Origin of the sequence: Actinokineospora pegani (assembly GCF_009745975.1) — a bacterium.
Lineage (GTDB): Bacteria > Actinomycetota > Actinomycetes > Mycobacteriales > Pseudonocardiaceae > Actinokineospora > Actinokineospora pegani.
In genome coordinates this window covers 116,065-136,300 of record NZ_WHOL01000116.1, presented here as the reverse complement: position 1 = coordinate 136,300, position 20,236 = coordinate 116,065, and the positions used below count along the sequence as shown (strand labels likewise).

Annotated in this window: 14 protein-coding genes and 1 tRNA gene; 11 read left to right on the top strand and 4 right to left on the bottom strand. The window is 72.6% G+C overall.

Annotation, left to right across the window (positions count from 1 at the left end; genetic code table 11):
- The first annotated feature begins 475 nt into the window (after window positions 1-475).
- The 4 genes from GCL84_RS24070 to GCL84_RS24055 all read left to right on the top strand — a co-directional run bounded on the left by GCL84_RS24070 (window position 476) and on the right by GCL84_RS24055 (window position 5,922).
- A complete protein-coding gene (locus GCL84_RS24070; protein ID WP_156757817.1) occupies window positions 476-1,285 on the top strand; it encodes a class I SAM-dependent methyltransferase in 810 nt (269 codons plus the stop codon).
- Between the two features lie 114 nt (window positions 1,286-1,399).
- The gene (locus tag GCL84_RS24065; protein WP_156757816.1) at window positions 1,400-2,053 is read left to right on the top strand and encodes a Type 1 glutamine amidotransferase-like domain-containing protein; all 654 of its coding nucleotides are present in this window, start codon (window positions 1,400-1,402) and stop codon (window positions 2,051-2,053) included.
- 212 nt (window positions 2,054-2,265) lie between these two features.
- Window positions 2,266-5,394, top strand: a complete 3,129-nt coding sequence (gene ileS / locus GCL84_RS24060) for an isoleucine--tRNA ligase (protein ID WP_156757815.1) — start codon at window positions 2,266-2,268, stop codon at window positions 5,392-5,394.
- A gap of 120 nt (window positions 5,395-5,514) precedes the next feature.
- Window positions 5,515-5,922 carry a four-helix bundle copper-binding protein gene (locus GCL84_RS24055; RefSeq protein WP_156757814.1) on the top strand — a complete coding sequence of 136 codons (408 nt, stop codon included), beginning with the start codon at window positions 5,515-5,517 and terminating at the stop codon, window positions 5,920-5,922.
- Window positions 5,923-5,959: 37 nt separating this feature from the next.
- On the opposite strand, the gene GCL84_RS24050 is transcribed toward GCL84_RS24055, so the two are convergent.
- Window positions 5,960-6,469 (bottom strand): DUF421 domain-containing protein, encoded by a 510-nt coding sequence (locus tag GCL84_RS24050; protein WP_156757813.1) that lies wholly within the window; start codon window positions 6,467-6,469, stop codon window positions 5,960-5,962.
- Between the two features lie 134 nt (window positions 6,470-6,603).
- Here GCL84_RS24050 and GCL84_RS24045 point away from each other — a divergent pair, with 134 nt between their 5' ends.
- On the top strand, window positions 6,604-7,617 hold the full coding sequence (locus tag GCL84_RS24045) for a glucose 1-dehydrogenase (RefSeq protein ID WP_235926655.1): 1,014 nt from the start codon (window positions 6,604-6,606) through the stop codon (window positions 7,615-7,617).
- A gap of 1 nt (window position 7,618) precedes the next feature.
- On the top strand, window positions 7,619-9,424 hold the full coding sequence (locus GCL84_RS24040; RefSeq protein WP_156757811.1) for a glycoside hydrolase family 15 protein: 1,806 nt from the start codon (window positions 7,619-7,621) through the stop codon (window positions 9,422-9,424).
- Between the two features lie 2 nt (window positions 9,425-9,426).
- Here GCL84_RS24040 and GCL84_RS24035 read toward each other — a convergent pair whose 3' ends face one another.
- From GCL84_RS24035 to GCL84_RS24025, 3 genes are all read right to left on the bottom strand, one after another.
- The gene (locus GCL84_RS24035) at window positions 9,427-10,635 is read right to left on the bottom strand and encodes a cation:proton antiporter domain-containing protein (protein ID WP_156757810.1); all 1,209 of its coding nucleotides are present in this window, start codon (window positions 10,633-10,635) and stop codon (window positions 9,427-9,429) included.
- Window positions 10,636-10,787: 152 nt separating this feature from the next.
- Window positions 10,788-11,012, bottom strand: coding sequence for a hypothetical protein (locus GCL84_RS24030; RefSeq protein ID WP_156757809.1), 225 nt, complete (start codon window positions 11,010-11,012; stop codon window positions 10,788-10,790).
- Window positions 11,013-11,403: 391 nt separating this feature from the next.
- Window positions 11,404-11,479: transfer RNA gene (locus tag GCL84_RS24025), tRNA-Arg, on the bottom strand.
- A gap of 231 nt (window positions 11,480-11,710) precedes the next feature.
- Between GCL84_RS24025 and GCL84_RS24020 the strand changes: the two genes are divergently transcribed.
- The 5 genes from GCL84_RS24020 to GCL84_RS24000 all read left to right on the top strand — a co-directional run bounded on the left by GCL84_RS24020 (window position 11,711) and on the right by GCL84_RS24000 (window position 20,174).
- The gene (locus GCL84_RS24020; RefSeq protein ID WP_235926661.1) at window positions 11,711-13,642 is read left to right on the top strand and encodes a cytochrome c oxidase assembly protein; all 1,932 of its coding nucleotides are present in this window, start codon (window positions 11,711-11,713) and stop codon (window positions 13,640-13,642) included.
- 111 nt (window positions 13,643-13,753) lie between these two features.
- Entirely contained in the window at window positions 13,754-14,155 is a 402-nt protein-coding gene (locus tag GCL84_RS24015) for a single-stranded DNA-binding protein (RefSeq protein WP_156757807.1), read from the top strand.
- 63 nt (window positions 14,156-14,218) lie between these two features.
- Complete coding sequence (locus GCL84_RS24010; protein ID WP_156757806.1) at window positions 14,219-14,476, top strand: DUF7218 family protein; 258 nt, start codon at window positions 14,219-14,221, stop codon at window positions 14,474-14,476.
- Window positions 14,477-14,570: 94 nt separating this feature from the next.
- Window positions 14,571-16,247, top strand: a complete 1,677-nt coding sequence (gene ettA, locus GCL84_RS24005) for an energy-dependent translational throttle protein EttA (RefSeq protein WP_156757805.1) — start codon at window positions 14,571-14,573, stop codon at window positions 16,245-16,247.
- A gap of 105 nt (window positions 16,248-16,352) precedes the next feature.
- Window positions 16,353-20,174, top strand: a complete 3,822-nt coding sequence (locus GCL84_RS24000; RefSeq protein WP_156757804.1) for a hypothetical protein — start codon at window positions 16,353-16,355, stop codon at window positions 20,172-20,174.
- Window positions 20,175-20,236: the final 62 nt, after the last annotated feature.

The window sequence follows — 20,236 nt, the reverse complement described above, 5'->3', positions numbered from 1 at the left end:
GGGGTCCGGTCGGTGTCGGCTTGCTCGGTTGCCTCGCGCACGGGGTTGGTGGGTGAGGCGACTGGATGGGCTCGGTTCTGCCGCCCCTGCTCGAGGACCCGAACCAGGGTGTGATCGACAGGCACGGTCGTGCGGTGTTCTCGCGTTCGGAACGCTTCCACGCCTCGATCTCCGCGGCCACCATCACCACGCACGATCCCCACAGCCCACACGCTGGGCTAAGTAAGCGGCATTGGGCCCCGGTGGAGTTGTCCACAGGCATGATCGACTTCAGCGTGCCGAACGGGTGAAGCCGGTAGGATGGGCTGAGGGCCGCCCCCGGTGGTGTGGTGGGGTTTGGTGTCGCGCGGGGCGGTGGGGGTTGTGGTGCGGGGGCCGGGGCACGGCTGCTCTTGGGCTTGGCGGTGTGCCTAGTCCGAACGAGTTGGCCCCGCGCTGGTGGGAGTCCGCTGCGGGTGCCAATAGGCTCGGTGGCATGTCCGAGGATGATCCGAAGCTGGCCGCCGTCGTGTCCGTGGTGGCGGGTAGCAAGCGCTACGCGGTGGTCGCGGAGGAGACCGTGCGCCGGACGGCGGCCAAGGCGCTGGTGTCCTCCGGTGGGAACGTGGCCGACGCCGCCAAGCGGGCCAAGCGGGCGCTGCACGAGATCTACGGGGCCTACCTGCCCGGTAGCGCCCCCAACTACCCCGGCGCCCTCCGCAAGATCGCCGCCGCGGCCGAGAGCGGTGACGAGGACGCCGCCATCGACGCCGCTGTGCGGGTGCACGCCTCGACCCGGGAGCGGCTCCCGCACCTGGCCGAGTTCTACCGGGAGATCCTTGCCCGCGTCCCCGAGCCCGCGACCGTGCGCGACCTGGCCTGTGGGCTCAACCCGCTCACCATCCGCTCCATGGGGCTCCCCGCGCACGTGCGCTACCTGGCCTCCGACATCGACACCCGGCAGATGGCGTTCATCGACGCCGTCCTGTCCCTGCTCGGCGTCGACCACGAGGCCACCGTGCACGACCTGGTCGCCGCCCCCGTCACCGGCCACGCCGACGTGACCCTCCTGCTCAAGACCATCCCCTGCCTGGAGCGCCAGCGCGCGGGCCTGGGCTGGGAGCTGCTCGACACGATCGACTCCCCGCACATCGTGGCGACCTTCCCGACCAAGTCCCTGGGCAACCGCAACAAGGGCATGTTCCAGACCCACTCCGCCGCCATGGCCGCCCACACCGCGGGCAAGCCGTGGGCGGTCGACAGCTTCGAGATCCCCAACGAGCTGGTCTACGTCATCGCCAAGTGACCGACCCCGCCAGCGCGGCGAAGGGGTTTCCGTTGGCGGTTCACATCGGGCCACATTCCGGTGAGAGGTTGTCGTAGGATTCGGCGGACACGGTGGCCAACCTCACGGGGACTCATGCGGCTCTACCTCTCGTCGTTCCGCGTCGGGAACCAGCCCGACGCGCTGCTGGGCCTCCTGCGCCCCGGACAGGGCAGGCGCACCGCCCTGGTCCTCAACGCCGACGACTACAAGAACGCCGAGGACCGCGCGGTCGCGGGCAAGCGCGAGGTCGACGAGCTGTCCGCCCTCGGCCTCGAGCCGTTCGAGGTCGACCTGCGCGAGCACTTCGGCGACCCGGACGGGGTGCGCGCCGCGCTCGCGGGCGCGGACGTCGTCTACGTGCGCGGCGGCAGTGGGTTCGTGCTGCGCCGGGCGTACGCCCACAGCGGCGCCGACGACGTCCTGCGCGACCTCATCGCCCGGGACGAGATCGTCTACGCCGGGTACAGCGCGGGGCCGTGCATGCTGGGGCCGACGCTGCGGGGCATCGACGGCGCCATCGACCTGCCGGACCTGGTCCCGGACGGCTACCCCGAGGGGCCGACCCCCTGGGACTGCCTCGGCGTGCTGCCCTACTGCATCGCGCCGCACTACCGCTCGGACCACCCGGAGTCCGCGGAGATCGAGCGCACGGTCCAGTACTACATAGACAACCAGATGCTCTTCGTCGCCCTGCGCGACGGACAAGCCCTGGTCGTCGACGGCGACAAGACCCGCGTGGTCGGCTGACGAACTCGGTGCGGGCTCTCACGGCCCTGGTCAGACGCGGGCGTGGACACCGTGACGGCCGCGACCGACCCGCCCGCCCCCTCGACGACCGGCGCCCGTTCCGCCAGGGCAGGTCGCGGCTGGCGAAGGGGTGATCGCGGCCAGGGGATATCCTGGCCCGACGTCGCTGAGCCCGGCTCGGGACCCACACCAGCCAGTTTGAGGAGTGCACGTTGTCCGCCAAGACGCCGTTCCAGGTGGTGCCAGCCAAGGTCGACCTGCCCGCTGTGGAACGCCGGATCATCTCCTGGTGGAAGGACAACGACGTCTTCCAGCGCAGCCTCGAGCGCACCGCGGGCGGCCCGAGCTGGGTCTTCTACGAGGGCCCGCCCACCGCGAACGGCCACCCCGGCACCCACCACATCGAGGCCCGCGTCTTCAAGGACGTCCTGCCCCGCTACCGCACCATGAAGGGCTACTCGGTCCCCCGCCGCGCGGGCTGGGACTGCCACGGCCTGCCGGTGGAGCTGGCGGTGGAGAAGGAGCTGGGGATCAGCGGCAAGCCCGACATCGAGAAAATCGGGATCGCCGAGTTCAACGCCCGCTGCCGCGAGTCGGTGCAGCGCCACGTCGGCGAGTTCGAGGCGCTGACCGAGCGCATGGGCTACTGGGTCGACACCGAGCACCCGTACCGGACGATGAACCCCGAGTACGTCGACAGCGTGTGGTGGGCGCTCAAGCAGATCTTCGACAAGGGCCTGCTCTCCGAGGACTACCGGGTGGCCCCGTACTGCCCGCGCTGCGGCACCACGCTGTCCGACCACGAGGTCGCGCAGGGCTACGAGACGGTCAAGGACCCCTCGGTCTACGTGCGCTTCCCGGTCGTCGGCGGGGTCGCGGGCCACGAGGCCGACCTGCTGATCTGGACCACGACCCCGTGGACGCTGGTCTCCAACACCGCCGTCGCGGTGCACCCGGGGGTCGCCTACCAGGTCGCCCGCAACGACAAGGGCACCTTCGTCGTCGCCGAGCCGCTGCGCGTGGCGGTGCTGGGCGAGGAGTCCGAGGTGCTGGCCGAGGTCCCGGGCAGCGAGCTGGCCGGGCTGCGCTACCAGCGCCCGTTCGACCTGGTCGACATCCCGGACGCGCACATCGTCGTGCTCGCCGACTACGTCACCACCACCGACGGCACCGGCCTGGTCCACCAGGCCCCCGCGTTCGGCGCCGACGACCTCACCGTCTGCCGGGCCAACGGGCTGCCCGTGGTCAACCCGGTCGGTCCCAACGGCCGCTTCCTCGACGAGGTGCCGATGGTCGGCGGGGTGTTCTTCAAGGACGCCGACGCGGCGCTGACCGACGACCTGCGCGAGCGCGGCCTGCTCTTCCGCGCCCAGCAGTACGAGCACCCGTACCCGCACTGCTGGCGCTGCCACACGCCGCTGATGTACTACGCGCAGCTCTCCTGGTACATCCGCACCACCCAGGTGCGCGACGAGCTGCTGCGCGAGAACGAGGCCACCACCTGGTACCCCGAGCACATCAAGCACGGGCGCTACGGGGACTGGCTCAACAACAACATCGACTGGGCGCTGTCGCGCTCCCGGTACTGGGGCACGCCGCTGCCGCTGTGGCGCACCCCCAGCGGCAAGGTCATCCCTGTCGGCTCCCGCAAGGAGCTGGGCGAGCTGGCTGGTCTCGACCTGTCCGAACTGGACCCGCACCGCCCGTACATCGACGACATCACCTTTGTCGACAAGGAGACCGGGGAGACCGCGACCCGCGTCCCCGAGGTCATCGACGCCTGGTTCGACTCCGGCTCCATGCCGTTCGCGCAGTTGGGCTACCCGCACCTGCCCGGCAGCGTCGAGGAGTTCGAGCGCGGCTACCCGGCGCAGTACATCTGCGAGGCCATCGACCAGACCCGCGGCTGGTTCTACACGCTGATGGCCGTGGGCACGCTGGTGTTCGACAAGTCGTCCTACGAGAACGTGGTGTGCCTGGGGCACATCATGGCCGAGGACGGCCGCAAGATGAGCAAGCACCTGGGCAACATCATCGAGCCGATCCCGCTGATGGACAAGCACGGCGCGGACGCGGTGCGCTGGTTCATGCTCTGCTCCGGCTCCCCGTGGTCGCCCCGGCGCATCGGCGACACCCCGCTCGAGGAGATCATCCGCAAGGTCCTGCTGACCTACTGGAACACCGCCTCGTTCTTCACCGTCTACGCCGCGATCGCCGACTGGGACCCGGCCGCGGCCAGGCCGGTCGCCCAGCGGCACGTGCTCGACCGGTGGGCGCTGGCGGGCGCGCACAAGCTCGCCGCCACCGTGGACGCCGCGCTGGCGGGCTTCGACACCGCGGGCGCGGGCCGGGCGATCACCGCGTTCGTCGACGACCTGTCCAACTGGTACGTCCGCCGCTCCCGCGCCCGGTTCTGGGCGGGCGAGGCCGACGCGCTGGCCACCCTGCACGAGTGCCTGGACGTCGTGACCCGGGTGATGGCGCCGTTCACGCCGTTCATCACCGAGGAGGTCTGGCGGACGGTCGTCGCACCGGGCCTGGGCGCGGGCGCCCCGGAGTCGGTGCACCTGGCCACCTGGCCCGAGGCCGACCCGGCCGTGGTCGACGAGCCGCTGCTGGCCCAGATGGCCGTCGCGCGCACCCTGACCGAGTCCGGCCGCGCCGCGCGCAAGGCCAGCGACATCCGCATCCGCCAGCCGCTGGGCCGCGCCCTGATCGCCCTGCCCGAGGGCGTCGAGCTGTCCGACGACCTGCTGGCCGACGTGGCCGACGAGCTCAACATCCGCTCCCTGCAGGCCCTGGGCGCCGCGGGCGAGGTCCTCGACGTCGCGGTCAAGGCCAACTTCCGCGCCCTGGGCAAGCGCTTCGGCAAGCAGACCCAGGTCGTGGCCAAGGCCGTCGCCGCCGCCGACCCGGCCACCCTCGTCGCCGCCCTGCGCGCCGACGGCAAGGCCGTCGTCGACGTCGACGGCGAGCCGACCCCGATCACCCCGGACGAGGTCCTGATCTCCGAGGTCCCCCGCACCGGCTGGGTCGTGCAGTCCGATGGCGACGTGACCATCGCCCTGGACACCGAGATCACCCCGGAGCTGCGCCGCGCGGGCCTGGCCCGCGAGGTCATCCGCTTCCTCCAGGACTCCCGCAAGTCCACCGGCCTCGAGGTCACCGACCGCATCCGCCTGCTGTGGACCGGCGACGACGAGGTCGCCGAGGCCATCCGCGAGCACCAGCCCGAGATCGCCGAGGCCGTCCTCGCCGCCGAGATGACCGAGTCCGCGCCCCCGGACCAGACCCACCAGGACGACACCCTGGGCCTGCGCGTCCAGTTGACCCGCGCCTGACCCGGCTGGGCCGCCCCCACGGGGCGGCCCGGCGCGGGCCTCCTCCACGTGGGTGTCCTGTGTTTCGCCGGTGGCGGCACGGGAACCCGCCGGTGACACCCCACGGAGGAGGCGACACCGTTGACCACGACGACGAAACCGATGATCGAGGCCTACCCGGCTGAGATCACCCTCGACCGGACCAAGCTGGCCGCGACGGTCAACGCGCTGATCGCGTGCTCCGAGGCGTGCACGTCCTGCGCGGACGCCTGCCTGAGCGAGAGCTCGGTGGCAGAGCTGACCAAGTGCGTGCGCACCAACATGGACTGCGCCGACATCTGCGGCACGACCGCGCGAGTCCTCTCGCGGCACACGGCCTATGACGCGAACATCAGCCGCTCGCTGCTGGAGGCCTGCGCGGTGGCGTGCCGGTCCTGCGGCGACGAGTGCGCGGTCCACGCAGGCATGCACGACCACTGCCGGGTGTGCGCCGAGGCGTGCCGGGCCTGCGAGCAGGCCTGTCGCGACCTGGTGGCCAGCATGAGCTGACACCCGTGCCGCGGCCGGTCGCGATGGGATCGGTGAGTCATCCCCGTGGCACGTCGTCGAGCGCGTCCAGGTCCCCGGCCGATTTCGCGGGGATGACGCTGAACGAACCGTCCGTCTCCAGCACGACCGCCGCCACCTGGTCCAACCCGCCCAACCCCTGCGCGCGCACCGCCTGCAACACCTCGGAGCGGCTGACGCGCTGCTCGCGCAGCTCCCCTTCACGCAACCGCCCCTGCCACAGCAACAGCGAGGGCGTCGACTTCACCGCCGTGCGCAGCGCCCGCGACCGCACCGACACCCAGGCGACGGCGAACTGCGCGCTGACCAGCACCGCCAGCCCCAGCGCGCCCTCGGCCAGCGCCACATCCGAGCTGAGCAGGATGGTGGCCAGGGTGGAACCCAGCGCCACCGTCACCACGAGGTCGAAGGCGTTCATCTTCGCCAACGTCCGTTTGCCCGACAGCCGCAACACGAGCACCAGCACCACGTAGGCGCACAGGCCGAGGACGAGCACGCGGAGCAGACCACTCCAAGAGTCGAAGAACATGCCCCCGCATACCCCGACCCGGGATTCCCACACCGACCCCGACCCGGGGCGAACGCGTAGTCGCCGCCCATGTCGGGTACCCGCGCCCCATGCGTGCGCTCACCGTCGACCCCAGAACCGCAGGATCGCTCCGAGTGGACGAACTGCCCGACCCCGAGCCGCGGCCGGGTGAACTGCTCGTGCGCGGGCTGGCAGTCGGTGTCTGCGGGACGGACAAGGAGATCGCGGGCGCCGAGTACGGGTGGGCGCCACCGGGCGGTGAGCGGCTGGTGCTGGGCCACGAGTCCCTCGGCCGTGTCGTGACGGCGCCGGACGACAGCGACTTCGCCGCGGGGGACCTGGTCGTGGGCGTCGTGCGGCGGCCGGACCCGGTGCCGTGCGGGGCGTGCGCGCGAGGCGAGTTCGACAACTGCCGCAACGGCCGCTACACCGAGCGCGGCATCAAGGAGCTCGACGGCTACGCGGCCGAGCTGTGGTGCGTCGAGACCGACTACGCCGTGGCGCTGGACCCGACGCTGGAGCGCGTGGGCGTGCTGATGGAGCCCACCACCGTGGTGGCCAAGGCGTGGGAGCAGGTCTGGCGGATCGGCGAGCGCGCCTGGTACGAGCCGCAGCGGGCCCTGGTGACCGGTGCGGGCCCGATCGGGCTGCTCGCGGCGATGATCGGGGTCCAGCAGGGGCTGGACGTGCACGTGCTCGACCTGGTCGAGGACGGCCCCAAGCCGCACCTGGTCAAGGAGCTGGGCGCGACCTACCACCACCAGGACGTCGACGAGGTCGCCGCCCACCTCCAGCCGGACGTGGTCATCGAGGCCACCGGCGTCGGCCAGGTGGTGTTCTCCGCGATGCGCAACACCGCCGCCTTCGGCGTGCTGTGCCTGACCGGCGTCTCACCCGCCGGGCGCAAGCTCGAGGTCGACGCGGGCAGCGTCAACCGGGAGATGGTGCTCCAGAACGACGTGGTGGTGGGTTCGGTCAACGCCAACCTGCGCCACTACCGGCAGGCCGCCGACGCGCTGGCCGCGGCCGACCCGGACTGGCTGGCGGGGATGATCAGCAGGCGGGTGCCCCTGGGGTCCTTCGCCGACGCGTTCGAGGCCCGGCCCGACGACGTCAAGGTGGCCATCGAGCTGGACGGGGGCCGCTGAGATGGCCTTGCTCATCGAGGACTACGCCCTGCTCGGCGACCTGCAGACCGCCGCCCTGGTCGGCCGGGACGGCAGCGTCGACTGGTTGTGCCTGCCGCGGTTCGACTCGCCCGCCTGCTTCGCGGCCCTGCTGGGCGACGAGGAGGCGGGCCGCTGGCAGCTCGCACCCGCCTCCGGCGGGCTGGCGACGCGCCGCCGCTACCGGGGCGACTCCCTGGTGCTGGAGACCGAGTGGGACACCCCGCACGGCAGCGTCCGGGTCATCGACTGCATGCCGCCGCGCGGTGCGAGCGCCGACGTGGTGCGCGTGGTCGAGGGCGTGTCCGGCAGCGTGCCCATGCGGATGGACCTGCGGCTGCGGTTCGACTACGGCAAGGTCGTGCCGTGGGTGCGCCACCACGACGGGGCGCTGTCCGCGATCGCCGGGCCCGACGCGGTGTGGCTGCACACAGGCGTCGCGCTGCACGGCCACGACATGACCACCACCGCCGAGTTCATGGTGCGCGCCGGGGAGCGCGTGCCGTTCGTGCTCACCCACACCGCGTCCCACCTGCCCCAGCCGCGCGCGGTCGAGGCCGAGCGCGCCATCGCGGACACCGAGTCCTTCTGGACCGAGTGGATGAGCCAGTGCACTTACCAGGGGCCCTGGCCGGAGGCGGTCCGCCGCGCGCTGGTCACGCTCAAGGCGCTGACCTACGCGCCGACCGGCGGCATCGTCGCGGCCGCGACGACCTCGCTGCCCGAGCAGTGGGGCGGCCCCCGCAACTGGGACTACCGCTACTGCTGGCTGCGCGACGCCACCTTCACCCTCCAGGCGCTGCTGGGCACCGGTTTCGTGGACGAGGCCCGCGCCTGGCGCGAGTGGCTGGTCCGCGCGGTCGCGGGCGACCCGTCGAAGCTGCAGATCATGTACGGCCTCGACGGCAGCCGCCGCCTGCCGGAGCAGGAGCTGCCGTGGCTGCCCGGCTACGAGGGCGCCTCGCCCGTCCGCATCGGCAACGGCGCCGCCGACCAGTTCCAGCTCGACGTATGGGGTGAGGTCCTCGACGGCCTGCACCTGGCCAGGGAAGCCGGCCTCCCGACCGACGAGACCGCCTGGGACCTGCAACGGGCGCTGCTCGACCACCTCGAGGGGCACTGGCAAGACCCGGACAACGGCCTGTGGGAGGTGCGCGGCCCCCGCAGGCACTTCACCCACTCCAAGGTCATGGCCTGGGCGGGCATGGACCGCGCCGTGCACACCGTCACCGCCCACGGCCTGGACGGACCGGTCGACCGGTGGCGCGAGATCCGCGACCGCATCCACGCCGATGTCTGCGCCAAGGGGTTCGACACCGCGCGCAACACCTTCACCCAGTTCTACGGCTCCCAGGGCCTCGACGCGGCCCTGCTGCTGCTGCCCCGCGTCGGCTTCCTGCCCTGGGACGACCCCCGGATGCACGGCACCGTGGACGCGATCCGCAAGGAACTGTGCGACGACGGCTTCGTCCTCCGCTACCGCCCCGAGGCCGACGACGGCGTCGACGGCCTGCCCGGCACCGAGGGCGCCTTCCTGGTGTGCACGTTCTGGCTCGCCGACGCCCTGCACGGCACCGGCCGCCCCGACGAGGCCCGCGACCTGTTCGAGAAGCTGCTCGACCTGCGCAACGACGTCGGCCTGCTCAGCGAGGAGTACGACACCGCCACCGGCCGCCACATGGGCAACACCCCCCAGGCGTTCAGCATGGAGGGCTTGGTCAACACCGCTCGCCTGCTCGGCGGCGCCTCCGTGCGGACCTCGGCGCGCAAGGACGAGCAGGCCCTCTGACCTCAGCCCCCCGGCCGCGACCTCGCGTAGCGGTTGCGGCCGGGGGTCGAGGTCAATCCGAAGACGACCACGTTGGCCGCGATGGCGAGCGTCCCCGCCGCGAACAGGCGCGGGTCGTCCACCCCCTCGTGCAGGCTGTGGGCGAGGTAGAACAAGCCACTGACGCCGACGGGACCGAACCACCCCACGAACACCGCCGCACGCCACCCCAGCCCCAACGGCCGAGCCAGCGCCAGGACGAAGGGCAGGCGGCGGACCAGCAGGACCACGACGACGAACAGCACGGCGGCGGGCCCGAAGTCGACCCACTCCCGCCACGGCAGCACCGCGCCCAGGACGAGGAACAGCGGGATCACCGCGTACCGGTTCACCGCCTCGTCGATGGCGTCCTGCGAGCCGCGCTCGTCCTGGTCGACCAAGCGGTTGTAGGCGAGCCCGGCCACGAAGACCGCCAGCACGCCATCGGTCTTCGCCACCCGGGCGACACCCAGGACCCCGACCGCCAGCAGCAGCGTGAACACCAGCTCCGGCCCCCGCGCCAGGCTCCGCCGCCGAACGGCGCCCCGCACCGCCCACCCGGCGACCCCGCCCAGCACCACCCCGACCACCACGCTCCCGACCACCTCCCAGCCAAGCCGCACCACCGCGTCGACGAACCCGGTCGCGGGCAGCACGGCCACCAGCGCCACCCCGACCAGGGGCAGCGCCAACCCGTCGTTCGCCCCGCTCTCAGTGGTCAGCACCCGGCGAAGCCGGGCAGGCAGATCCCGTTCAGCGGGCTCACCGGTCACCACCGACGCGGCCAGGACAGGATCAGTCGGCGAAAGGCATGCCCCGACAAGCAGCGCGAGCGCCAACGGCAACCCCAACAGCAGCGCCGCCGCCCCGGACGCCAGCGCCGCCAACGGCATGACCACGACCAGGAGCAACACCAGCGGGCGAACCAGCGAAGCCAGCCCCGCCACCGGGAACCGCAGCGCGGCCGCCATCACCGAGCCCGCCAACAACACCCGCGCGCCCTCGAGCAGAAGCGGGTCACGCAAGTCGGGCCCGATCTCCAGCAGTCCCAACAACTCCGGCCCCAGGCCCACCCCCAACCCCAAGGCGATCAACGGCTCACTGAGCGGCATCCGCCGGATGGACCGGCTGACCAGCGCGAGCACCGCCCCCGCGAGACCGGTCACAGCCAGGACCAAGTACAACCGCTCCACGCCGACCGCACACCCTCCCGGAGGTCACAGATGCCCCTCGGGCCCGATGAGACCACAGCGTGCCGGTCGACGCAGCTCAGGCCGGTGTCGGGAAAAAGCGGCGGGGTGCGGACTCCACGCCCGCACCCCGCCCGTACAGCAGTGCCCAGGGGCTACTTGGCGGCCTGGTCCACGTCCACCAGGGCCGCGGCCACCTTGAAGTACTTGTTGGTCCCCAGGTCCCGCACGGTCTTGATCCCGAAGGCAGCCGCCAACTTCTCCGCATCGCCCTCGCTGACCCCCGCCAACGCGGCGACCGGCGCGTCAAGGACCTCCGACACGCTCAGCTCCTCGTACGCCTTGTCCAACTGCTTGGCCAGGTCCACGGAAACAGCCACTGGTGACTTCCCCTCCACATTCGTAGTCGATCTTGGCCAGGCCAGCCTATCGGGTGGTCCGCCTGCTTTGTCACTTATGACCGGATCAACCTCAGCCGCAAGCGTGGTAGAGCACCCGACGGCCCGCCCTTGTCGTGGTCCCCGCGGTGGACGGCCGAGGCCTCGGCTTTCATCTGGGCCAACGATCCACTGAACCCGCTTAGCTTCCCCTGGACAGCGAGTTGGTCACTTCGCCAGTCGCGGATCGAGCGCCCGGCAACGGTCTCCCACTCGTCTTGGACGAAGCCCAGGTCAACGCGGAACTCCCCGGGTGCACCTGACGACGCGGCCGGGAGCGCTGTGCCCTGACCTCGAGACCCGACCTTGGCCGAGGGTTCGCACAAGCAGGCTTTGGTGCCCCTGGCAGGACTCGAACCTGCGGCCAAGAGCTTAGAAGGCTCCTGCTCTATCCGCTGAGCTACAGGGGCGGGAGGCGGACTGCCGAGGGAGCACAGTAGTCCGTCCCTCCTGTTCTGATCGCCGGAACCGTCCCAGATGTTTCGGGTGGGTGACGGGAGTGGTGGGGGTCGCAGCAGCTAGCGGGGGTGGGGGCGGGGGGTGGTATGGCGGTTAGGCTCGGTTTCGTGGCTGTTGAGGATGTGCACGCGCGACCGCGGCGGGGTGGGGCTGGGGTCGCGGGTCTGGTGCTGGTCGGGGGGATGTTGGCGGCGGTGCTGGCCGTCGTGGTGGTCACGCTTTCGGGTGGGGCTTCGGTGGGGGTCCCGGGACTGCCCGCGCCCGCGCCCTCGACCGAGTACGCGTTGACCCTCGTTCGGGTGATGACCGAGGTCGGCAGCGTGGTGGCGGTGGGTGGGCTGCTCTTCGCGGCGTTCCTCGTGCCGCCGCAGCGCTCCGGCACGGTGGACGTCGGGGGGTACGCGGCGCTGCGGATGGCGGGGTGGGGGGCCGTCGTGTGGTTCTTCGGGGCGTTGGCGTCCGTTCCGCTGACCGCGGCCGACGCGGTGGGGCGTGATGTGCTCGGGGTGCTGCGGGCGGACGTGCTGTTCACCCTCGTCGGGACGTTGGAGCAGGCCAAGGCGTGGGTGGTCACCGCGGCCCTGGCGCTGGTCGTCGCGGTGGCGGCGCGGTTCGTGCTGACCTGGGGGTGGACGGTGGTGCTCTTCGCCGTCGCGCTGGTGGGCATCGTGCCGGTCGCTGTCACCGGGCACTCGTCGAGCGGCGGCTCGCACGACATGGCCACCAACAGCCTGCTGTTCCACCTGGTCGCGGCGGCCCTGTGGGTCGGCGGGCTCATCGCCCTGCTCGCCCACGGCAGGCGGCGCGCCGAGCACCTGGGCCTCGCGGCGGCGCGGTTCTCCAAGCTCGCCCTGGTCTGCTGGGTGGTCATGGCCGCGTCCGGCGTGGTGAACGCCCTGGTCAGGCTGCCGGTCGCCGACCTGTTCAGCTCCAGCTACGGCCTGCTCGTCGTCGCCAAGACCGGTCTGCTGGTCGTCCTCGGCGTCTTCGGGTACCTCCAGCGCGAGCGCGGGGTCCGCGCCGTCGTCGAGCAGGGGACGCGCGGGGCGCTGCTGCGGCTGGCGGGCGTCGAGGTGCTGGTCATGCTGGTCACGATCGGCGTGGCCAGCGCCCTGGCCCGCACCCCGCCCCCGGAGGGCGCGATCGCCCAGCCGGGGCGCACGGAGCTGCAACTGGGCTACGCCATCGATGCCCCGCCGTCGCTGCCGCGGCTGCTGTTCGACTGGCGGTTCGACCTGGTCTTCGGCACGGCCGCCCTGGTCATGGCGGTCCTCTACCTGCGCGGGCTGCTCAAGCTGCGGGCCAAGGGCATCACCTGGCCGGTGGGCAGGACCGTCGCCTGGATGGCGGGCTGCCTGGTCATCCTGGTCGCCACCTCGTCCGGGTTCGGCCGGTACTCGCCCGCCATGTTCAGCGTGCACATGGAAACGCACATGATGCTGTCGATGCTGGCCCCGGTCCTGCTGGTCCTGGGCGCCCCGGTGACGCTGGCGCTGCGCGCGCTGCCGGTCGCGGGCCGCGACAACCCGCCCGGGCCGCGCGAGTGGCTGCTGGCCGCCGTGCACTCGCCGGTCTCGCGGCTGCTGACCAACCCGTTCGTGGCCCTGGTGCTGTTCGTCGGCTCGTTCTACGGCCTCTACCTGTCCGGCCTGTTCGACTCCGCGCTGGAGCAGCACTGGGCGCACCTGCTGATGAACGCGCACTTCCTGCTGGTCGGGTACGTCTTCTACTGGCCGGTGATCGGTGTCGACCCGGCCCCGAACCGGCTGCCGCACCTGGGCAGGCTCGGGCTGGTGTTCGCCTCCATGCCCTTCCACGCCTTCTTCGGCGTGATCCTCATGGGCATGGACTCGATCATCGGCCAGCAGTTCTACCGCTCCCTCGGGCTGCCGTGGACCACCGACCTGCTGGCCGACCAGCGCCTCGGCGGCGGCATCGCCTGGGCCTCCGGCGAGATCCCGCTGCTGCTGGTCCTCATCGCCCTGCTCGTGCAGTGGTCGCGGGCCGACGCCCGGGACGCCAAGCGCTCCGACCGGCGGGTCGACGAGGGCGACTCCGACGAGCTGGACGCTTATAACGCCATGCTCCGACAAATGGCGCGCGACAAGCGCTAGTTGTCCACAGCTCCCGGAACCATCCACAGATCCGAGCTCCCCCTGGATCGCCGTCGCGGCGACCGGCACCGTTGGTCCTACCAGCACCGGAACGACGAGACGGAGCGAACGATGCACGAGACGATGGTGACCCTGACCGGCTGGATCGTGGGCGAGCTGACCCACCGGCGCTACGAGGCCGACTCCCGCCTCACCCGCTTCCGCATGGTGACCAAGGACCGCCGCTACGACCGCGACACCGCGACCTGGGTCGACGTCGACCCCATGTACCTCGACGTCGAGTGCTGGGACCGGCTCGGCGACAGCGTGGCCGCCGCGCTGCGCCGCGACGACCCGGTGATCGTGCACGGCAGGCTCCGCCACCGGGAGTACGAGCACGAGGGGCACAAGCGCCAACGCCTGGAGGTGCGGGCCGAGTCCATCGGCCGAAACCTGCGCTTCCGCTCCGCCGAGGAGCGGGCGGGGCAGCCGGACGGCGACCCGGCGGGCGCCCCCCTCCTGACGGCGGCGTGACGTGGTGTTTGGCCTGGTCCCGGCACGGGCACCCGAGGCGTACCCGAGCCAAGGAGGTGTGCTGTGCCCAACCCCAGCATCAAGGACGAGCGGACCTACGAAGCGCTCCGCGACGACGGTGCGTCCAAGGAGAAGGCCGCCCGCATCGCCAACGCCTCCGCCAACCGCGGACGCGGGAAGGTCGCGGCCAAGGGCGGGCACTCGGGCTCGTATGAGGACTGGACCGTGGACGACTTGCGCAAGCGCGCCGCGGAAATAGGGATCGAGGGCCGGTCGACGATGCGCAAGGAAGAACTGGTCAGCGCCCTGCGCGACCACTGAGCAGCGGACGCGGGGGCGGCTGACGGGCTTCGGCGGGCCCGTTTGCCCCCGGTCGCGCTCACACCGCCCGACCCGCCACTCTACGATCGCGGTCATGGCCGAGTTCATCTACACCATGAAGAAGGTGCGCAAGGCGCACGGGGACAAGGTCATCCTGGATGACGTCTACATCTCCTTCTACCCGGGTGCCAAGATCGGTGTCGTGGGCCCCAACGGCGCGGGCAAGTCGAGCGTCCTCAAGATCATGGCGGGGTTGGACACGCCGAACAACGGCGAGGCCTTCCTGACCCCCGGCTACACGGTGGGCATCCTGCAGCAGGAGCCGCCGCTGAACGAGGAGAAGGACGTCCTGGGCAACGTCCAGGAGGCGTTCGGGGAGACCCAGGTCAAGCTCGACCGGTTCAACGAGATCGCCGAGCTGATGGCGACCGACTACTCCGACGAGCTCATGGAGGAGATGGGCAGGCTCCAGGAGGAACTCGACCACGCCGACGCCTGGGACCTCGAGTCCCAGCTCGAGCAGGCGATGGACGCCCTGCGCTGCCCGCCGCCGGACGCCGATGTCAAGCTCCTCTCCGGTGGTGAGCGCCGCCGCGTGGCGCTGTGCAAGCTGCTGTTGAGCAAGCCCGACCTGCTGCTGCTCGACGAGCCCACCAACCACTTGGACGCCGAGAGCGTGCTCTGGTTGGAGCAGCACCTCGCCGCGTACGCGGGCGCTGTCCTCGCCGTCACACACGACCGGTACTTCCTGGACAACCTGGCCGAGTGGATCCTGGAGATCGACCGCGGCCGGACCCACGCCTACGAGGGCAACTACTCCACCTACCTGGAGAAGAAGGCCGAGCGCCTGGCCGTCCAGGGCAAGAAGGACCAGAAGCTGCAGCGGCGGCTCAAGGACGAGCTGGCCTGGGTGCGGTCGAACGCCAAGGCCCGCCAGACCAAGTCCCGCTCCCGCCTGGAGCGCTACGAGGAGATGGCGGCCGAGGCGGACAAGTTCCGCAAGCTCGACTTCGAGGAGATCCAGATTCCGCCGGGCCCGCGGCTGGGCAGCGTCGTGGTCGACGTCGAGAAGCTCAAGAAGGGCTTCGGCGACCGGGTGCTCATCGACGGGCTGTCGTTCACGCTGCCCCGCAACGGCATCATCGGCGTCATCGGCCCCAACGGCGTCGGCAAGACCACCTTGTTCAAGACCATCGTCGGCCTCGAGGAGCCGGACGAGGGCGTGGTCAAGGTGGGCGAGACGGTGCTGCTGAGCTACGTCGACCAGAACCGGGCCAACATCGACTCGAAGAAGACCGTGTTCGAGATCGTCTCCGACGGCCTCGACCACATCAAGGTCGGCCAGGTCGAGATGCCCTCGCGCGCCTACGTCAGCGCCTTCGGCTTCAAGGGCCCGGACCAGCAGAAGCCCGCGGGCGTGCTGTCCGGCGGCGAGCGCAACCGGCTCAACCTGGCGCTCACGCTCAAGCAGGGCGGCAACCTGGTCCTGCTCGACGAGCCGACCAACGACCTCGACGTCGAGACCCTGGGGTCGCTGGAGAACGCGCTCGAGCAGTTCCCCGGCTGCGCCGTGGTCATCTCCCACGACCGGTGGTTCCTCGACCGGACCTGCACCCACATCCTGGCGTGGGAGGGCACCGACGAGAACCCGTCGAAGTGGTTCTGGTTCGAGGGCAACTTCGAGGGCTACGAGAAGAACAAGATCGAGCGGCTGGGCGCCGAGGCGGCCAGGCCGCACCGGGTGACCCACCGCAAGCTCACCCGCGACTAGGCCGTGTTGTGAAGGTCCGTGTTCGCGACACCACGCCGAGCACGACTCTCATCGAGCGAGACTTCCAGAACACGACCTAGCGACGAGGCAGGGGATCGGGGCGACGTGGCGGCCTGGGACACCGGAACCGGGGCGGTCGGCGCGGACGAGTGCGCGGCACTCGTGGACGTGGCCGAGGCGCTGCGGTGGAGCGCGCCGGAACTGGCGGTCCAGTTCGCCGCGCGCTCGTTGGCGGGTCAGGCCGACCCGCCGACCACGTCCAGGGCGAACGCGCTGCTCGGCAGCTCGCTGGTCCGGCTCGGCCGGGCCGCCGAGGCGGTCGAGCCGGGGCTGGCCGCGCTCCGCGAGGCCACCGCCGCGGGCGCTGTGGAACGGGCCGCGGCCCTGCGCACCGCGCTCGCCGGGGCCGCCCGCGCGCTCGGACAGCCGCTGATCGGCGCCGAGCTGTTGCGGCCGGTGCTGGAGGAGGGGGGCGCGCGGCAGGCCACCCGGGCGCTCGCGCTCGGGCAACTGGCCTCCTGCACGACCCACGTCGGCGGCCGCGACGACCTCGAGGACGCGCTCGCCGAGGCCGACCGGTTACTGGCCGCGGACGCGGAGCTGAGCCAGGACGGGCGCAAGCTCGAACGGGCCCTGCTCGCCGCGACCGCCGCCGCGTACCACCGCCGCCACGGCGACCCCGAGACCGCGGAGGAATCCGCGCGCGGGGGCCTCGGTCTGCTGAGCAGGCTGGGGGACAGGCGGGTCGAGGGCGGGCGGGCCCACGCCCGGCTGACCCTGGAACTGGTCTCGGCGCTGCTCGACCAGGGCACCCCGGACGAGGCCGCGGTGGTCGCGAGCCCGCTGCTGGCCGAGCCGGTGCGGGCCGCGGCCGCGCTGTCGCTGGGCAGGCTGCGGCTGCTCGTCGCCACCCGGGTCCTGCTGCCCTCCGGTCGCGCGGGGTCCGGCCGGTTCATGCTGGTCGACGTGGTGCGCACAGCCGAGCGCCACCAGCTCGACAGCCTTCTCTGCGACGCGTGGACGCTCCTCGCGCACGCCGAGGAAGAGGCCGAGAACCCCGCGGCCGCCCTGCACGCGCTGCGCTCGGCGCGGGCCGCCGAGTACCGGCGGCTCGCCGCCGCCGAGCGAGCGCGTGAGCTGCTGGTCGCCGAGTTGGGTGGCGCGGTCACCGACCCGGCGCGGGCGGCCGAGCTGTTGCGGTCGGCGGTGGCCGGGCCGGACCAGGCAGGCCACCAGCGGACCGCCCCGGACCGGACCAGGCGCGGGCCAGCCGCGGGCCAGGCCAAGCGGGACCGGAGCGCGACCGGCACGGGGCAGGCGGGGGTGGACCCGGCCGTCGCCGTCCAGGTCCAGGCAGCCGCCGCGGGGCCGCTGGACGCGGACGAGCCCGAGCTCGGCCAGGTCGGGCCCGAGCGGGGGGGAGCCGACCAGAGCACCACGGTCGACGCCGCCCACGATCCGGCTGGCTCGGGCGAGCCGGAGTCGGACTACGCCGTCGCGCTGGTGCGGGTCACTCCGCGCGGGGTGGTCGACCCGGCGGACCCGGTGGGCGACTCGTTGCCGCTGGGGGCCGACGCCCTGCTGAACGCGTTGGCGACCCATGTGCGGGGGCTGGCGCCCGACGACGCGGAGTTGATCCGGTCGGACCAGGGCGAGTTCGCCGTGCTGCTGCCCAACACCTCGCAGGAGGACGCCGAGCGGCTGGCGTCGTCCATCCGCTCGGCGGGCGACGGCGACTGGCTGCCGGACCCGGCCCGGCGCGTCGACATCAGCACCGGGGTCGCCACCAAGCCGGGGACCACGGCCGGACCGAGCGAGGGCGTTGACGCCCTGCTCATCGAGGCGCGGGACGCGTTGACCGCGCTGGTGGAGATGCCGCTGACGGCGGCTCCCCGCCGGGCTGACGCGGTCCGGCGGACCAAGCCCGACACCGACGCCGCACGGCCGGTCGACGCTGCGCCCGAGGCCGCGCCACCGGTCGCGGGCCCCGAGTCGGCACACCGGATCCCGCCGCCGGGGACGCTGGGGCGGCGGGCGTCGCGGCGGGCCAGCCAGGAGATCCGGCGGCCCACGCCCACCGAGTTGACCGCCCCGGGCAGTGCGCCTGCCGCCGACACCGGGGTCGGGTCGGATGTCGCGGAGGTGCTGTCGCGGTCCGGGGTCACGGCGAGACCCGCGGGTGGCGGGCGGCGCCGGGCCGAGGACCTGCCCTTCGGCGGGGAGGACCCGACCGAGCTGAGCGGGCACCAGGACGAAGAGCCGGTCGTGGCGGCGGAGCAGGACACGGGCCGGGCCCGCCACGGCGGCGGGGCCGACACCACCGACGCCAAGGCGATCCTGCGCCGGTTCGACGTCGATCCCCGCCACGGGACCCGAGCCGACACCGGCGGTCTGCGGCGCAGACCGGAGACCGGCGGCAGGCGTGCCGACACCACCGGTCAGCCCACTGGCCACCGGCCGGAACCGGGTGGGCGGCGGTCCGACCCGTCGACCAGCGACACCGACCGGTTGCGCCGCCGGTCCGCCGCGGCGTCGGAGTCGGTGGACGCGCACTCGGTGCTGCGCCGCTTCGACACCGCCGAGCTGCGGCGCCGGGTCCAGCAGGTCACCGGCAAGAACGACGGAGCGGCCAAGCGCGCCGACACCACCGGTGTCCGGCGGCGCGGGCAGGACGGCCTCGTCGGGCCGCGCGCCGCGCAGGTGCCGACCGGACCGATCGACGTCCACACCGTGCTGCGCAGGGTGGACGCCGCCGAGCCCCCGGCCCTCGAACGGTCGGCGATCGACCACGAGGCCCGCGCGCGGACCAAGGCCGCCGAGCTGCCGACCCCGGAGCCGTCGGCGACCGACCAGGACGCCGTCGCACGGGCCAAGGCCGCCGAGGTCACCGCGGCCAAGGCCGTGCTCAGCCGCTTCGGCCTGAACTTCGACGACGGGCCCGAGACCCCGCCGGTCCCCGCGCCGGAGCAGGAGCCCGCCGCCGGGGGCAGCGGACCCGCCCCCGGAACGCCGGAAGGCGATGACGTGCCGGGCTCCGCGCAGGCGGTCCTGGACCGCTTCGGCCTCACCGCCGAGGGCGGTGGCCGCCGCCGTGCCGAGAAGACCGCGGACCCGGACAACGCGGGGACCGGTTTGGGCGCGGAGTTGGTCGCGCCCGCGCTGAACACCCCCACCCAGCCCGACGCGGCGGCTCCCACCGCGCCGCCTGAGCCTGCCGTGCCGACGCTGGCCGTGTCCGAGGTGTTCGCGCCGTTGTCCGTCTCCGAGGCGTTGTCGCCCACCGAGACCGACGCACCGCTGCCCGCCGCGTCCGTGCCCGTGGTCCCCGAACCGGACGACATCCCGCCAGCCGGACCCGACCAGCCCGCGCCCCCCGAGGTCCCCCCGCCGCCGGGCAGCGACGAGCCGGTGGACCCCGAGGGCCCGAACACCCCAGCGGACCCACCCACCACCGCGTCGTCGATCCCCGACAACGTGGCGTCGCTGGTCGACCGGCGGTCCGTGGACTTCTCCGCGCGGCTGCGCGGCCTGACCCGGCCCGGCACCGACGAGGTCGCGCCACAGGTGCGGCCGCCGGACCTGTCGCCGAGGCGGGGCCGGGAGGGGCGCCGGGAGCGGACCGCGTCGAGCGGGCTGGCCGACCTGCTCGCGGAGGCGATGGAGGCCTACGAGGCCACCAAGGTCGACCCCGCGGCCCCGGCCCACGGTGAGCCCGGCACGGGGGACTGGGCGGGCGACGCCCGGACCGCCGACGACATCGCCGGGACCGGGGGCCGCAGGCGCCGCGCCGGGGGCGGCGGGTCGGCGCACGCCGCCGGGGCGGACGGGCCCGCGCTGGGCCGCTCGGGTTTGCCGACCCCGTCGCGTGGTATCCGGGGTCGACACCGATCATCGGAGTGGGCGCCCGTGGACTTCGACAGCGGATGACCGAGCAGTGGCTGTGACCTGGATGTGCGCGACGGACCGCGGCCGGTTTGCCGGATCACCTG

Excerpts from the sequence above, each read along its gene's own strand:
- GCL84_RS24070 (WP_156757817.1), top strand. The coding sequence starts at position 476 with ATGTCCGAGGATGATCCGAAGCTGGCCGCCGTCGTGTCCGTGGTGGCG.
- GCL84_RS24065 (WP_156757816.1), top strand. The coding sequence starts at position 1,400 with ATGCGGCTCTACCTCTCGTCGTTCCGCGTCGGGAACCAGCCCGACGCG.
- GCL84_RS24050 (WP_156757813.1), bottom strand. The coding sequence starts at position 6,469 with ATGTTCTTCGACTCTTGGAGTGGTCTGCTCCGCGTGCTCGTCCTCGGC.
- GCL84_RS24040 (WP_156757811.1), top strand. The coding sequence starts at position 7,619 with ATGGCCTTGCTCATCGAGGACTACGCCCTGCTCGGCGACCTGCAGACC.
- GCL84_RS24020 (WP_235926661.1), top strand. The coding sequence starts at position 11,711 with ATGTTGGCGGCGGTGCTGGCCGTCGTGGTGGTCACGCTTTCGGGTGGG.
- GCL84_RS24015 (WP_156757807.1), top strand. The coding sequence starts at position 13,754 with ATGCACGAGACGATGGTGACCCTGACCGGCTGGATCGTGGGCGAGCTG.
- ettA (WP_156757805.1), top strand. The coding sequence starts at position 14,571 with ATGGCCGAGTTCATCTACACCATGAAGAAGGTGCGCAAGGCGCACGGG.